At 63.6% G+C, this 16,233-nt stretch carries 7 protein-coding genes; 5 read left to right on the forward strand and 2 right to left on the reverse strand.

What is annotated here, in order from left to right; genetic code table 11:
• Positions 1-170: 170 nt before the first annotated feature.
• Entirely contained in the window at positions 171-1,253 is a 1,083-nt protein-coding gene (gene serC, locus HY962_08435) for a 3-phosphoserine/phosphohydroxythreonine transaminase (GenBank protein ID MBI5646948.1), read from the forward strand.
• Positions 1,254-1,498: 245 nt separating this feature from the next.
• Here the strand turns inward: serC and HY962_08440 are convergent, their stop codons facing one another.
• Positions 1,499-2,458: a D-glycerate dehydrogenase gene (locus HY962_08440; protein MBI5646949.1), complete on the reverse strand. Its 960-nt coding sequence runs from the start codon at positions 2,456-2,458 to the stop codon at positions 1,499-1,501.
• A 369-nt stretch (positions 2,459-2,827) separates the two neighbouring features.
• Between HY962_08440 and HY962_08445 the strand changes: the two genes are divergently transcribed.
• From HY962_08445 to HY962_08460, 4 genes are all read left to right on the forward strand, one after another.
• Entirely contained in the window at positions 2,828-10,384 is a 7,557-nt protein-coding gene (locus HY962_08445) for a hypothetical protein (protein MBI5646950.1), read from the forward strand.
• A gap of 21 nt (positions 10,385-10,405) precedes the next feature.
• Complete coding sequence (locus tag HY962_08450) at positions 10,406-11,398, forward strand: metallophosphoesterase (GenBank protein ID MBI5646951.1); 993 nt, start codon at positions 10,406-10,408, stop codon at positions 11,396-11,398.
• 117 nt (positions 11,399-11,515) lie between these two features.
• Positions 11,516-12,139: a DUF47 family protein gene (locus tag HY962_08455; GenBank protein MBI5646952.1), complete on the forward strand. Its 624-nt coding sequence runs from the start codon at positions 11,516-11,518 to the stop codon at positions 12,137-12,139.
• 61 nt (positions 12,140-12,200) lie between these two features.
• Entirely contained in the window at positions 12,201-13,232 is a 1,032-nt protein-coding gene (locus HY962_08460; GenBank protein MBI5646953.1) for an inorganic phosphate transporter, read from the forward strand.
• Positions 13,233-13,380: 148 nt separating this feature from the next.
• On the opposite strand, the gene HY962_08465 is transcribed toward HY962_08460, so the two are convergent.
• Positions 13,381-16,104, reverse strand: coding sequence for an insulinase family protein (locus HY962_08465; GenBank protein MBI5646954.1), 2,724 nt, complete (start codon positions 16,102-16,104; stop codon positions 13,381-13,383).
• Positions 16,105-16,233 lie beyond the last annotated feature (129 nt).

Raw genomic sequence — 16,233 nt, forward strand, 5'->3', positions numbered from 1 at the left:
GCGACCGGCGTCGGAGGGGGGAGGCGACAGCGGGAACCGCGCCGCAAAAGACAGTCGAAAAAATACCGAAAGACCCCGCGCCGAGCAATTGATTCAAAAAAAATCGCTACGTTTGTATGATGTTTTGCCCTTCCGTTCACACCCACACATAATTCTCAGGAGCACATTTCATGGAACGCGCGCACAACTTTTTCGCCGGCCCGGCCGTCCTTCCGTACTCGGTCGTGGAGGAAACCCGTGATGCGGTGATGAACTTCGCCAACCTCGGCGTGTCACTCATGGAAGTCAGCCATCGTTCGAAGGAATTCGACGCCGTCATGCTCGAAGCGCAGAAGGACGCGCTCGAGATCATGGGCCTTTCCGCCGACGAGTACGACTGCATGTTTGTCGGCGGCGGCGCCAGCACGCAGTTCGCCATGGTGCCGATGAACTTCCTGCACACGAAGGCCGACTATGTCGTGACCGGCGAGTGGGCCACGAAGGCGGCGAAGGAAGCCCGTCTGTTCGGGGAAGTGGTGGAGGTCGCCTCGTCGCAGGACGCCAACTTCAACTTCATTCCCAAGACCCTCCCCTGGTCGTCCGACGTCGATTACGCGCATATCACCACGAACAACACCATCTATGGCACGCAGTGGCGCGCGACACCCGACGTGGGCGCGGTGCCGCTCGTCGCGGACATGTCGTCGGACATGCTGAGCCGCGTTTTGGACTATTCGAAGTACTCGCTGATCTATGCGGGCGCGCAGAAGAATCTCGGTCCCGCCGGCGTGACCATGATTGTCGTGAAAAAGGCCTGGGTCGAGGAGAAGGCCAAGAAGAACATCCCGACCATGCTCAAGTACAAGACCCATGTCGATAAGGGCTCGATGTACAACACGCCGCCAGTGCTGCCGGTCTTTGTTGTCGGCCGCACGTTGAAGTGGATCAAGGCCATGGGCGGACTCGAAGCGATCGAAAAGAACAACGAGATGAAGGCAAAACTCATCTACGACGTCATCGACGGCTGCGGCGATTTCTACAAGGGCTCGGTGGCGGTGAAGGAAGACCGCTCGCTGATGAACATCACTTGGAATCTTCAGACCCCGGAACTCGAGGACAAGTTCATCGCCGAAGCGAAGAAACTGCGTATGCTCGGACTCAAAGGCCATCGCTCCGTCGGCGGCATCCGTGCATCCACCTATAACTCCTGTCCCGTCGAATCGTGCAAGGCACTTGCCGCCTTTATGGAGGAGTTTTACAAGGCGAATAAATAGGCGTGAAGGCGTAAACGCGTAAAGGCGTAAAGAGGTAAAGGTGTAAAGAGGCAAAGGCGTAAAACAGCGCCGTGTTGCATCACTCTCAGGAGATGCGACACGGCGCTTTTTTTCTGGCATTGCGGGCCCGTTCTCTCACGCACGCTCCATGCTGGATGAACAAATCCCGTCTAGCGCCAATATCTGTAATATCTCGTCACCCTTTTTCCCCTTTACGCCTTTACCTCTTTACGCCTTTACGATTTTCATTCGACGGCATTCGGTGCGGAGCGTCCGGCGAGGACCGCAAGAATATTCTCGGCGGCCATAACAGCCATACGTGCGCGGGTGTCGAAGGAGGCGCTGCCGATGTGGGGGAGGATGACGGCGTTGTCGAGAGCGCGCAGGGTTTCGGGCACGGCGGGTTCGTGCTCGTACACGTCGAAGCCCGCGCCGAAGATGCGGCGTGTGCGCAGTGCCTCGATCAGCGCCTCTTCATCGACCACCGGGCCGCGCGCGGTGTTGACGAGCACGGCGGTGGATTTCATGAGTGCCAGTTCGCGGGCGCCGATGAGATGCCGTGTTTCGTTGGTGAGCGGCACATGCAGCGACACGAAGTCGGAAGCCGCGAGCAGCTCGTCGAGCGGCAGGAAGCGTGCGCCGAAGTCGGACTCGAACGCGGCGTCGGGCGCGCGGTCGGTGTACACCACCGACATGCCGAAACCGCCCGCGCAGCGTTGCGCCATGGCTCTGCCGATACGTCCCGCGCCCACGATGCCCACGGTGCGGCCCGAGAGATCAACGCCGCGGAACAGCATCGGCGCCCAGCCGTCGAAGGTGTGCGCGCGCAGCCAGCGGTCGCTCTCCGATATGCGCCGCGCGCAGTCGATGAGCAGCGCGAAGGCGATGTCGGCCGTGGCGTCGGTGAGCACCCCCGGCGTGTTTGTGACAACGATGCCGCGCGCGCGCGCGGCATCCACGTCGATGTTGTTGTATCCCACCGCGTAATTCGCCACGACTTTCAAGCGCGGCGCCGCGTCCAGCACCGCGCGGTCGATGCCGTCGGTTAGCAGGCAGAGCAGGGCGTCGGCGTCCCGCACGCCGTCAAGCAGCTCGGCCCGCGTGATGGGCCTGTCGTGGGGGAAGATGTGCAGATCGGTGGCCGGACGGAGCAGGGCGAGACCCTCGTCGGGAATCATTCGTGTGCAGAAGACGGTGGGAGTCATTCACGATGGTACGGAGTTTCGGACACAAGGCCAAGCGGCGCGGATCCATGTCCTACGCTCCGCGTTCCACATCCAGGCGCGCCTTGGCGGTTCCACGTCGGTGCTCCCCGTACTCGTGACGGCGCGGCAGTAACACGCCGGCTTCGATACTTCACGCACGGACCGGTGCCCCGGGTCGTATCTGTGGCACCTCACAACGGCGAGATTCAACACAGGCGGATGGCGCGCTGAACCGCGGCCATGGCCGAGAGCTATTCTTTTCCGCCAGCCGCGGTATTTCATCTCCAGAGCGTAACCAGTCTCCATCCGCTCTTGTCTTTCTTTGTTCGAGTCGATACCTTCCTTTTTCATTCGTTCCAGTTCTACAAGATGCCCAAACCAGTGCCCGCTCTCCGTCGCGTGGCGGTGCCGGTTTTCCGGACCGGCCTCGTCCTGTTTTCCGTTGCCGTGATCTCACTGAGCATCTCCGCCCGGGCGACCGAGGCGCGCACCGCCGGCAATGTCGGGCCGCTGCGTGGTGAACACACCACGGCCCCGAAAGTGTCACGCTTCTCCTCGACCACGGGAGGCGCGTTCTTTTTTGTCGAGAACCGCGGCCAGTTTGCCGACATGGACGGTGCGCGGCGCCCGGATCTGCGCGCCGTACTCTTCGCGGGCGACATGCGCGTCTTTGTGCGTTCCGGTGGTTTCAGCTTCGTGCAGACAGCGCGCGAAACACAGCGCGACATGCATGACGCACAGCACGAGAGCGGCGCGCCCGGGCTGGACGGCGGCACCTGGCGCCACGAGCGGAGCGACGCCGACTTTCTCGGCGCCAATCCCGCGCCGCGTTTCCGCTTCGAGGACGAGCTGCCCTGGTACACAAACTTCTACACGCCGGGCGCCCCCGACGGCGTTACACACCTTGCGCCCGTGCGCCGTCTGGTGGTCGAGAATCTGTATAACGGCGTGGATTTGGTACTCACGGCCGGCGAGAAGGGACTGAAGTACGATTTTGTGGTCCGCCCCGGCGCTCGATATCAGGATATCAGGATCCGATACTCCTCTAATGTGTCGCCGCGCCTGCGCGCCGACGGCGGACTCTCGCTGCGCACGTCGCTCGGTGTCATCGAGGAGGACGCGCCGCGCTGCTGGAACGAATCCGCCGTCGGACGGCGTGTGGTGGACGGACGTTTCATCCTCGAAGGACACGAGCTGCGCTTCGATATCCGCGGCGCGGCGGCAGGGGAGACGCTGGTCATCGATCCCTCGTTGTCGTGGAGTACCTATATCGGCAGCGCGGGCAATGATTACGCGGGTGCGGTGGATGTGGATCCGAGCGACAACGCCTGGGTGGTCGGCGCAACCACCGGCACAAATTTCCCGACAACCACGGGAGTTTTCCAGTACACCAAGACCGGCAACGCGCTCGACGGGTACGCGATCAAGTTCTCGAGCAGCGGCGCGCGGCTCTGGGCCACGTATTACAGCGGCGCGAGCCTCTCGACCGGCGTGCGCTGCGATGCCAACGGCAATGCCATCTACACGGGAGCGACCAATTCCTCCACTTTCCCCGTGAGCGCGGGCGCCTTCCAGAGCACACTCGCATCGGGCTACGACGCGTTTCTGATCAAGCTGCTCTCCGATGGCACACGCGGTTGGGCGACATTCTACGGCGGCAACGGTGGCGACGCGGGAATCGGGCTCACCTACGACGGCGGACAGTTCATCTATTTCACCGGCCAGACCGCAAGCAGCAATTTCCCCGTCTCGACAGGCGCGTTTCAGACGACGTTCGGCGGCGGCAGCACCGACGCCTTCCTGGCGCGTTTCGACACCGCGGGCGCGCGGCAGTGGTGCACGTATATCGGCAGCAGCAGCGCGCAGTTCGGACACGGCTGCTCGATCGATTCGCTCGGCAACGTGATCGTTGTCGGCACCACCGGCACGGGCTTCCCGACAACAACCGGATCGGCCTACCCGAATTACCCCGGCGGCACCACCAGCGGTTTTGTCATCAAGTTCGACGATCAGGGCTCGCGCATCTGGGGCACGTATTTCGGGACCAACACCACGGCGTATGATCTGATATGCGTCGGCGGCGATCCGATTTTTGTCGGATGGACGATAGGCAGCATTCCCGCGTCGACAGGCGCCTTCCAGACCGCCCGGAACGGGAGCGCGGAGGACGGCTTCATCGCGCGGCTGAACGCGTCGGGCAGCGCGGTGCTCTGGGCCACCTACTTCGGCGGCAATCAACTGGAACACATCACCAGCATTCGCGTGGGCAATCACGGACGCCTGCACATGACCGGGTGTACCTACAGCGGCAATCTTCCCGTGACCGCGGGGGCGTATCAGACCGTGTACGCGGGCATGGAAGACCGCTTCGTCGCCATTTTCAACGCCGCCGGACAGCGCTGCTGGGCTTCGTACATCGGCGGAAACAATCAGGACTGGTGTTGGGTGGGCGCCTCCATCGGCGAGCGGCCCGAACACAGCATCGCCATCGGATCGAGCGGCGAGTTCTATGCCGTGGGTATCACCGCGGGAAATTTTCCGACAACATCCGGAGCGTTCCGCAGCACGACCAACGGCAACGACGAATCGTTCCTCATGCGCTTCGAGCCCGACTGCATCGGCGCGCTCACCGCGCGCGCGGGCAACGACACGTCGGTGTGCCTCGGCGGCACCGCGCGGCTCGGCAACACCGCGCTTGCGTCGCCCTGCGCGCAGCCGCTCACGTATTCGTGGAGTCCGTCAACGGGCCTCAACCGCACCGACAGTTCGCATGTCGAAGCCACACCCACGGTGACGACCACCTACATCGTCACCGTCACCGACGCAGACAACTGCACAGACGAGGACACCGTCACGGTGAACATCACCGACCTCGGCGCCGACATTCTGCCGAATCCCGCCAACATGTGCGCGGGAGGCACGCGGCTGCTGCAGGCGACCACCGGCTCGGGCTACACATACACGTGGTTCTTCAACGGCTCAGTGATCAACGGTGCCACCTCGTCCAGCTACCTCGCCACACAGGCGGGCGATTACCGCGTGCGTATCGCGAGTCCCTCGGGCTGCTTCGATACATCCGACACACGCACGGTGTCGATCATTCCCGGTCCGGGCGCAAATATCACGCCCGCGGGTCCGACCTCGTTCTGCGCTGGCGGCAGCGTGCTGCTGCAGGCCAATACCGGATCGAACTACACCTACATGTGGCAGCGCAACGGCACCACCATTCCCGGTGCAAACTCGTCGTCGTACACCGCCACGCAGGCGGGGAATTACCGCGTCATCGTCACCAACACCACAAGCTGCTCCGACACATCGTCGGCAATTACGGTGAGCATCATCGCGGGACCGGGGGCCACAATCACGCCCGCCGGACCCACCACGTTCTGCGAAGGCGGCAGTGTGCTGCTCGCGGCCAACACCGGCAGCGGCTACACATACGCATGGCTGCGCGACATGGCGCCGATCAGCGGCGCAACATCGTCCACCTACCTCGCGACACAGAGCGGCAGCTACCGGGTGATCGTGACAAACAGCGCGGGATGTCCCGACACCTCCGCGGCGGTGGTGGTCACCGTGGTCGCCAAGCCGGGCGCGACGGTCACCGCCTCGGGCCCGACCTCGTTCTGCGCGGGCGACCGCGTGCTGCTGAACGCAAACACCGGCACGGGGTACAGCTACAATTGGCAGCGGAACGGGTCCTCGATCGGCGGTTCGAGCGGGCCGACCTACACCGCGACACAGTCCGGCATCTATCGTGTGATCGTGACAAACAGCGCGGGGTGTATTGACACATCCGCGACCGTGCAGGTCACCGTGTTTCCGCGCCCCGTGGCGGGTCTGACGGCCGGCGGACCCACAACCTTCTGCATCCCCGACACCGTGGTGTTGACGGCCACGCCCGCATCGGGTGTCACGTATTCGTGGTTGAAAAACGACACCGCCGTCGCAGGCGCCGACACACGTCTGTTCCGCGCCATACGCAGCGGACTATACCGCGTGATTGTCACCGATGTGAACGGATGTTCCGACACCTCGGCGGCGATCGCTGTGACAGCATACGAGCGCCCCGGCGCCACCATCACCGGCGGCCCGACATCCTTCTGCGAGGATCAACGCGCGATCCTCACGGCCAATGGCGGCGCGGGTCTGACGTACCTCTGGCAGCGCAACCGGCTCACCATCGCGGGCGCGACGTCGATAAACTTTGTCGCGACCATGAGCGGCGCATACCGCGTGGTGGTGACCGGACCCGGCGGCTGCACCGATACGTCGGACGAAATCACCATCACGGTATTTCCCAAACCGCGCGTCACGGCGAGTGCCGCGGGACCCACCGTGTTCTGTGAGCCGGGCAGTGTGGTGCTGAACGCCAGCGCCGCAGGCACGGTGCGCTTCGAGTGGTGGATGAACGGATCACCGTTGCCTGGAGAAACCACCGCATCGTACACGGCGCGACAGAGCGGCACGTACAGAGTTGTCGCCGTCGATGGAAACGGCTGCGCGGATACATCCGCTGCCATCGTTGTACGCGTGAATCCGCGCGCGGGCGCGGCAATCGATCCGCCCGGTCCGACCTCGTTCTGCCTCGGAGGCAGTCTGCTCCTGAACGCGACAAACAAACCGGGCTACAGCTACATCTGGCAGCGCGACGGCACGATGATAGGCAGTGCGGCCGGCCCGGCGTATCGTGTCACACAACCGGGCAATTACCGTGTCATCATCACCACGCCGGAGGGATGCACCGACACGTCGGCGTACACGGTGGTGACCGTCAATCCGCTGCCCGACCAGCGCATCGAGGGCAAGACGTCGGTCTGCCCGAACAGCATCGCCTCGTATTTTATCAGCGACGCGTCCGGCTACGAGTTTGAGTGGTCCGCCGAAAACGGCATCATCCTCGCGGGGCGGACAAGCTCGCGCACCGATGTGCGCTGGCCCGCGCCGGGCACGGGACGCGTCCGCGTGCGTATCACCAACACTGCGACGGGCTGCGCCCGCGACACCATGCTCGATGTGTCGATCACAACATCGCTGCGTCCCGTCATCACGTCGAACGGTCCCGGCATCCTGTGCACGGGCGACACGCTGCTGCTCGACGCGGGAGCCGGCTACGCAACGTACGAGTGGTTCCGCGACGGCAATCCCTTCGGGTCGCGCACACGTTTTGCGATTGTGCGCGAAGCGGGCGTGTACACCGTGGCCGTGAGTGATTCCGCGGGCTGTTCAGGCATCTCCGAACCGTATCAGGTGGCTGTCAATCCCAAACCCGTGGTGCGACTGGCCGCGAACGGACCCACAACGGTGTGTGAAGGTGAACGTGTACAGCTCTTCGCCACATCCACGCCGGATGCCACATACACGTGGTATCGCGACGGGGGAGAGATACTCGGCGAGACCTCCGATTCGTTAACCGCCACACAGCCGGGCAGATACCGTGTTGCGGGTGTGACCAAGGCGGGCTGCCGCGCGGAGTCGGATCCGGTGGACGTGATCGTGAAGGCCGCGCCCATCGCAACACTTGCGGCGCTGGGACGCACCTCGTTCTGCGAGGGCGACAGTGTCACGCTGGTCGCCAAACCGGAGACGGGTGTCACGTACGGATGGCTGCGCGACGGTGCGCCCGTGGGCGGAAACAGCGGCCGTCTCGTCGCGCGGCAGGCGGGCCTTTTCCGTGTGATCGTCACCGATATCGCCGCGGGCTGCCGCGACACATCGGATGTGCTGGCCGTGGGCGTGTTTCCTCCCGCGACAATTCGTATCACGGGCGACAGCGTGCTCTGTGCCGGAAAACAGGGTCTGCTCCGCGCCAGCGGAAGCGCGGGACAATATCGCTGGACCAATGGCGAGACGACCGAAACCATAACTGTCAGTCAGTCCGGCTTCTACGAAGTGACGGTCACCGACAGCGGCGGCTGCACCGCCACGGCGGGCATACGCGTGATCGTCAATCCCGCACCAGTCCTGGTGATACAGGGTTCGCGCTCGATGTGCCGCGGGAGTCAGACCGTGCTAGACGCTCGTCCGGGTTTTGTGTCGTACCGCTGGTCCACCGGCGCGACAACACAGCGCCTCACCGTCACCACACCGGGCGTCTACCGCGTTGATGTGACCGACAGCGCGGGGTGTACCGCGTCGGATTCCGCGACCGTGGTGGAGAGCGACCGGTTAACACCGACAATATCGGGCAACCTTGTCCTTTGTCCGGGAAGCACCGTGGAACTCGAGGCCGACTCCAACGACAGTTACGCGCGCTACATCTGGACGACGGAAGCCGACACCACCGTGCCGCTGGGCACGCTGCGGCGTTTCGCGGTGACGCAGCCCGGACGCTACCTCGTGCGTGTCGTGGACCGGGGCGGCTGCTCGGGCTCGGCGCTCGCCGACGTGCGCGGCGCGACGGGCGGCGTGCGGATTCAAGGGCGCCTGCTCGTGTGCACCGGCCGCGCGCCCGACACACTCGATGCGGGGCCGGGTTTTGCCGCCTACCGCTGGAGCACACAGGCGGCGACGCGGACCCTGCTTGTCACCGCTCCGGGCAGGTACAGCGTGGAAGCAACAGACAGCAACGGCTGTCGGTGGTCCGACACCGTAGATGTGGCCGAACGGCGTGTCGAGCCCGTCATTGCGGGTCAGACGACGATCTGCCGCGGCGCGTCGACTCGGCTCTCCGTCGTGTACACGGGCGCGTTGTCGTACGAGTGGTCCACCGGCGAAACAACACGCGACGTCGTCATCTCGGATTCGGGCACCGTGTGGGCGCGTGTCGTCGATTCGTCCGGCTGCGAAGGCACGGCCTTTGTTACCGTTCGTACCGCGACGACACTGACACCCGTCGTGGCGGGTCCGCGCGCTTTGTGTCCCGGCGATTCGACGCTGCTTGATGCGGGTCCGGGTCTGCGCCTCTGCCTGTGGTCGGAACTCGACACGACGGTGATCCTCTCGGATGCGCGGTATTTCCGCACTGCGCGGGCGGGCAGTTTCGTGCTGCGCATAGCGGATTCGGGCGGCTGTGAAGGCATCGACACGATTCGTGTGAGTGTCCACACCGTGACACCTCCCGCGGTGTCCCGGTCGGGCGACACGCTCGTCTGTGACACGCGTGTCTCGTATCAATGGCTGCGCGGCGGAGTGATACTTCCCGGCGCCACAGCGCGGCAGTGTGTTGCCGCGGACAGCGGTGAATACGTGGTGCGCGTCGTGGACGCAAACGGCTGCACGGCCGAATCGGCCCCTGTGCGTATCACGCGCGGCACGCCCGAAGCCGCGGTCGCCATCGGCTGTCCCGCCGACGTGCTGTATCCGCCGGGCGCGCTCGCGCTGGCCCGCGTGGAACTCGACGGTGTGAGCAATCTGCGTACCGGTGGCACGCAGGATTTCACCCTTTATGTATCCACAAATCCGAATATTCTGCTGCCGCTTTTTGCCGCGTCGCCCGCCGCCGGTGCGACGCTGCGGATACGCGGGAGCAGGAATCCGTCCCTCACGCGCGGACTTCTGGTCGAACTGCCTTTCCGTGTGGTGCTGGGCGATGCGCCCTGCGCGCCGCTGTCCATCGATTCGCTCATGTGGGACGATGGAACGCTGACGACCGTCGGCGCGGACAGTTGCAGCATCTGCGTCGAAATCTGCCGCGAAGGCGGCGAGCGGCTGTACAGCGATGCGGGCGCACTTTCCCTGGGCGCGCATCCGAATCCCTTCAACGCCGTGTCGACCGTCGAATTCACACTGATCGAAGCGGGGGCGAGCGAGGTGGCCGTGTACGACATGCTCGGCAGGCGTGTCGCAACAATCGCGCGCGGCGAATTCCAGCCCGGCGCCTACGTCGCGCGTTTCGACGCCACAACATTGGGCAGCGGCAGCTACATATGCGTACTGCTCACGCCCTCCGCCACCCGCACGCTGCTCCTCGACGTGTTGAAATAGCGCCACAAACTTCCGCCAACGATGCAGCGATTCTCGGCCGTAGTAATTACCGCCTCCTGTCTGCTCCTGCTCCAGGGAGCTTCCTCCCCGGGGCAGCAGCGCGGACACAGTGGCGGCGCGGGGACGTCACCTCCGCGGCCCGCGGCAGGGCGGTCGGTGCTCGCCTTCATCAGCGATACACAGACGCCCACCTGGTACGAGTCCATTTTCCTGCGACGCGACGACAACGAGGCCGCCAGGGACGAGCTGTTCCGCGACATCCTGCGCGACACAACGATAGCGGCGGTATTTCATCTGGGCGATCTCACAGAGGCGGGATCACGTCCGACCGCATGGGGCTGGATCGACCATGCGCTGCACGCGCTCGATTCCGCGGGTCTGCCGCTGTACCTCACGCCGGGTAATCACGAGTACATGTGGTCGAGCGAGGAGGGCATGGCCCAACTGCGCGCGCGTTTCCCACGGCTGCACACGACGCATGGTGTCGCCGGCGCGGGCGGCATCGCCGTCGTCCTGCTCAACTCGAATTTTTCGGAGATGGACGAGCACGCGAAGGCCGAACAGCGCCGCTGGTACGAACACACGCTCGACAGTCTCGACCGCGATCCCCGGACGCGCGCGGTCATAGTCGGCACGCATCATCCGCCGTACACGAACAGCAGGGTGGTGTCGGCGTCGAAGGACGTGCGGAAGGCCTTTCTTCCGCGCTTTCACAGCAGCCGCAAGGCACGCCTGTTTGTGTCGGGCCACGCCCATGCGGTGGAACATTTTCGCGAGGGCGGGAAGGATTTTCTCGTGACCGGCGGAGGAGGAGGCCTCTTGCAGCCGTTACGGACAGGGGAGGGACAGCAGTGGATCGATCACACACCCTTCCATTCAGAACGCCGTCCCTTTCACTGGATGCGCTGCCGGCTGGTGAAGGACACGCTGCGTATCACGATACGCGGCAGGCAGCCGAACCGATCCGGCATCGCCCCCGTGTATCGAATCGCGATACCGTTGCCGCGCTCCTGACCGTTTCCACGCATACGGGCGGGTTTGTTTCCGAGCCGAAATTCCACGAATTTTACGTGCTGTATTGAATCCGGCAGCGTGCCGGGACTCCATTCCATCCTCAGATCACACAGGCCCATGTTTCGAGGAATTCTTCCCAAACACTACGAGTTTTTCGATTTCTTCGACGAACACATCGCGCTCACCATCACGGTGTGCAACGAGCTGCTCGACGCGACCTCGAAGGACGCGAATCTCGCGCAGAAGGCGAACACGATCAAGGAACTCGAGCACCGGCTCGACGACATCACGCACCGCTGCACCGATGCGCTGCACCGCACCTTCATCACCCCGATCGAGCGCACCGACATACACGCGCTGATCAAGCGCCTCGACGATGTGGCCGACAACATCAACAACGCCGTGTCGCGCATGGTGCTGTACGAGGTTGTGGAGGTCCGCTACGAGGCGAAGCAGATCGCCAGCGTGTTGTGCCAGGCCGCGATCAAGATTCAGGCCGCCCTGATGCTGTTGCGGAGTCTGAAGGAGCCCGAAAAGATCAGCGTGATCTGCCGGGAGATCCGCGGCCTGGAGGACGAGGGTGACGCGCTGTTGAGCGCGGCGCTCATCCGTCTCTTCAAGGAAGGCGAACCCATGCTTGTGATCATGTGGAAGGAAATTTTCGAGCGGCTCGAGAAGGCGATCGATCGCTGCAAGGACATCGCGAACCTCATCGAGGGCGTGGTGATCGACGCCGCCTGACGGCGTTTCCCCGTCGTTGTAGTCCACCAGGTCCCTCCTCGTTACAGATTCCGGGAAACGCATGTCCATCGAATGGATCATCATCGTCAGCACCATCGCCATCGCGCTGCTGTTTGACATCATCAACGGATTTCACGACGCCGCGAATTCCATCGCGACGGTTGTATCGACACGTGTCCTTTCGCCGCGCTTTGCCGTGTTGTGGGCAGCATTTTTCAACTTCATCGCGATGTTCATCTTCGCGCCGAAGGTGGCTGACACCATTGCCAAGATCGTGATCATCGACGCGGGCGATCCGGCCTTTGTGTACGTCGTGCTCACCGGCCTTATCGGCGCCATCGTCTGGGACCTCATCACCTGGTGGTGGGGCCTGCCCACGAGTTCGTCCCACGCGCTCATCGGCGGCTTCGCTGGCGCGGGCATCGCACACGCGGGATTCGACGTCATCCGCTGGCACAAACTGGTCGAGACCCTGGCCTTTATCCCCCTCGCGCCACTGTTCGGCGTTGTTGCGGGTTTTGGCTTTATGGTACTCGTGTACTGGGCCTTTCGTCGCTGGCGACCGAAGGACGTGGACAAGGTGTTCCGCAAAGGGCAGCTTGTGTCGGCCGCGCTGTACTCGCTCGGGCACGGCGGCAACGACGCGCAGAAGACCATGGGCATCATCGTGGCGCTGCTCATCGCGGCGGGCATCTACTCGAAGGACACGCAGCTCTCGCTCACCGACCCGCACACGCTCTGGATCATCCTTTCCTGCCATCTCGCCATGGGTGTCGGCACCGCGCTTGGCGGCTGGCGCATCGTGAAGACGATGGGCATGAAACTCACGAAGCTGAAACCGGTGCACGGCTTCTGTGCCGAGACCGCCGGCGCCGCGACACTTTTTATGGCCACCTTCCTCGGCATCCCCGTCTCGACGACACATACCATCGCCGGGTCCATCGTCGGCGTGGGCGCGACCACGAACGCTTCAGGCATAAAGTGGGAAGTCGCGATGCGCATCGTGATGGCCTGGGTGGTCACCATCCCCTCGGCCGCACTTGTCGCGGTGATCTGTTTCGAAATAGCGAAGTGGATACATCCGGGCTTCTAAGCCGCCCTCCGGACCTCCGCCGCGCGGCGCTCCGGCGTGCGCTGCACCCGCCCGCCCTCACGCGATAAAAAAAAGACCGGCGCCTCCGAAAAGGCGCCGGTCTTCGTATGCGGTCCGCGCGGGAACGATACACGCGGCGCGCACGGTGTCAGCGCACCGGCTCGCCGTTCTCGTTCACGATCACAACCTTGCCCCAGTTCAGGGAACGCACGCCCGCCTCGATCTTGTCGAGATCGCCCACAACCACGGTGATCGCCCTGTTGAAGTCGAGGTGTTTTTTGGCCGCCTGCGTCATGGTGGACGGCGTCTGCGCCGCGATTGCCGGCACAAATTTCCCGGCCTCGTCGAAGGGCAGGCCCAGCGTGACGAGCTGCGACAACTGTCCGAGCACGCCGCTGTTGCTCTCGAAATTCTGCGAGAAGCTGCGTGTGAGAATGTTCTTCGTTCCCTCGGCTTCCTCGGGTGTCACCGGGATGGGTCCGGCGATGCCCTCGATCTCCTTGCGGAATTCGACGAGCGATTCCTTTGTGAAGCGTGTGTGAACTCCCGCCGATGCGGTCCACACGCCGTAGGCGCGCTGATTGCTCATGCCTGAACGCGCGCCGTATGTGTAGCCCTTGTCCTCGCGGAGATTCAGATTCACGCGCGACGCAAAGGTGCCGCCAAGCAGATTGTTCATGGCCAGCAGCGCGTGGTAGTCGGGTGTCGAGCGCGGGGGAGCGAGGGCGCCGATGCGGATCTGCGACTGCGGTGCGCCGGGACGGTCGACCAGGTACACGACGTGTTCGGACGGTTCCTTCGCCGCCGGCATCACCTTCGCGGGCGCGGCGCCCTTCTTCCACGAGCCGAGCCACTTTTTCGCGAGAGCCGTCGCCTCGTCGAGCGACACGTCGCCGGTGAAGATCAACACCGCGTTGTCGGGCTTCCAGTAGGTCTGGTAATTTTTTGTCAGATTCTCGAGCTTCAGCGCGGCAAGCGAGGATTCGGTGCCTTCGTCGGGAATGCCGAGCGGATGTGTGGCGCCAAAAAGAATGCGGCTGAACACGCGGTCGGCCACGGCGCCGGGATTGCTCTTCTGACGCTTCACGGCGTCGATCGCGAGTTTGCGCTGGCGCTCGAATTCGTCTTTCGGGAAGGCAGGATTCAGCACGATGTCGGCCATGATGTCGAAAGTCGCGTCGAGCTTTGCCTTCGTGGATGTCAGCGACACGGCGGATCCCTGCTTTCCACCCCCGACACTCACGCGCGATCCGAGGCGGGCTTGATCGTCGGCGATCTGCAGGGCGCTGCGTTTTGCCGTACCCTCGTCGAGCATGGCGGCGGTCATCGATGTCTCGCCCGCATTGTCCGCTGTTTCGAGGAGGTTGCCGGATTTGATGAGAAGCTGCGCGTTCACGAGCGGAAGGTCGTGACGTTCGGACACGACGATTTCGAGTCCGTTCGGGAGTGTGGCGGTTTTTACGGCGGGAGGCGCGTAGGGCGCAACAGCCGCAATGGCGGGCGGGGCGCTGCGGTCGAAGTCCTTCGTGTCGGGCCGGCCCGAGGTCTCGGGCACAATCTCGATCTCGAGGCGCGGCTTGCCGGCAATCCAGGCCGTGAACGCAGCCTTCACTGCCTCGGGCGTGACGTCGCGGTAGCGCTGCAGGTCCTTGCGGAAGTAGTCGGGATCACCGACAAAAGTGTTGTAGCCGCAGAGACGGTCGCCGATGCCGCCGAAGCCGCCAAGACGTTCGAGGCCGCCGATCATGCGGGTCTCGACACGCGCGCGCTCCTGGGCGAGGTCGTCGGCGTCGGGGCCCTTCTGTGCGAAGGCCGCAAGTTCGCGGTCCACCACCGCGCGAATCTCGTCGAGGGACTTGCCCGGCCGGGCGGTGACGGTGATCGCGAACTCGCCGCAGATTTCACTCGCGGAATTGGAGACGCTCACGTCGGATGCGAGTTCCTGGTCGCGCACGAGAGCGCGGTAGAGAATGGACGATTTGCCCGATCCGAGGGCGGCGGCGGCCATGTCGAGCGGTGCCTCCTCGGGGGCGTACATCTGCGGAACAGGGTAGCGAAGATAGAGGCGGGCCTGCGGCACACGGTCGGTGGCGTGTATACGTTTTGTTGTGGTGAAGGACGGTATGCTGACGCGCGGACGCGACAGCGGCGGTCCGGCGGGAATCGGACCGAAGTACTTCTGCACGAGTTTTTTCGCCTCGGCCACATCGAAGTCGCCGCTGAGGGTCAGCGTGCAGTTGTTGGGCGTGTACCATGTGCGGAAGAAGTTCTTCACGTCGTCGAGTGTCGCCGCGCCGAGATCCTCGAGCGAGCCGATGACGGTGTGCGCGTACGGATGGCCCGCGGGATAAAAGTGCTCGGCCACGAGATACTGCACGGCCGAGTACGGGCTGTTGTCGCCCTGGCGCTTTTCGTTCTTCACCACGTCCTGCTGATTCTTGAAGGCCTCGTCGGTCACGGCGTCGAGTAGAAAGCCCATACGGTCGGATTCGAGCCACAAGGCGTATTCGAGCGCCTCCTTCGGGACTGTCTCGAAATAGTTCGTCCGGTCTTCGGTCGTGGATCCGTTCGCGCGGCCGCCGGCCTGGCTCACGAGCGCGAGATACTCACCCTTCACGTGTTTTGAACCCTGAAACATCATGTGCTCGAACAGATGCGCAAAGCCGGTGCGGCCCGGCGCCTCGTTCTTCGAACCGACATGGTACCAGAGGCACACGCCGACGGCGGGTATCTTTTTGTCCACATGAAGAATCACATCGAGGCCGTTGGCCAGGGTGTACTTTTCAAAGGGGATGGTGGGGAGTTCCTGGCTGTGTGCAACAACCGTTGCGAACAGTAGGAGGGGAATGGTGCTGAGGAAACAACGTCGCATGGATGCTCCGGATTGGTGCTGGTGCGAGGAGGGAACCGGAATCTAACATTCTCGCTCCGAACGGGAAAGAGGGAAGAGGGAAGGGGGAAGGGGGAAGGGGGAAGAGGGAAGAGGGAAGAGGGAAGGGGG

The sequence above is a fragment of the Ignavibacteriota bacterium genome, from assembly GCA_016218045.1.
GTDB lineage: Bacteria > Bacteroidota > Ignavibacteria > SZUA-365 > SZUA-365 > JACRFB01.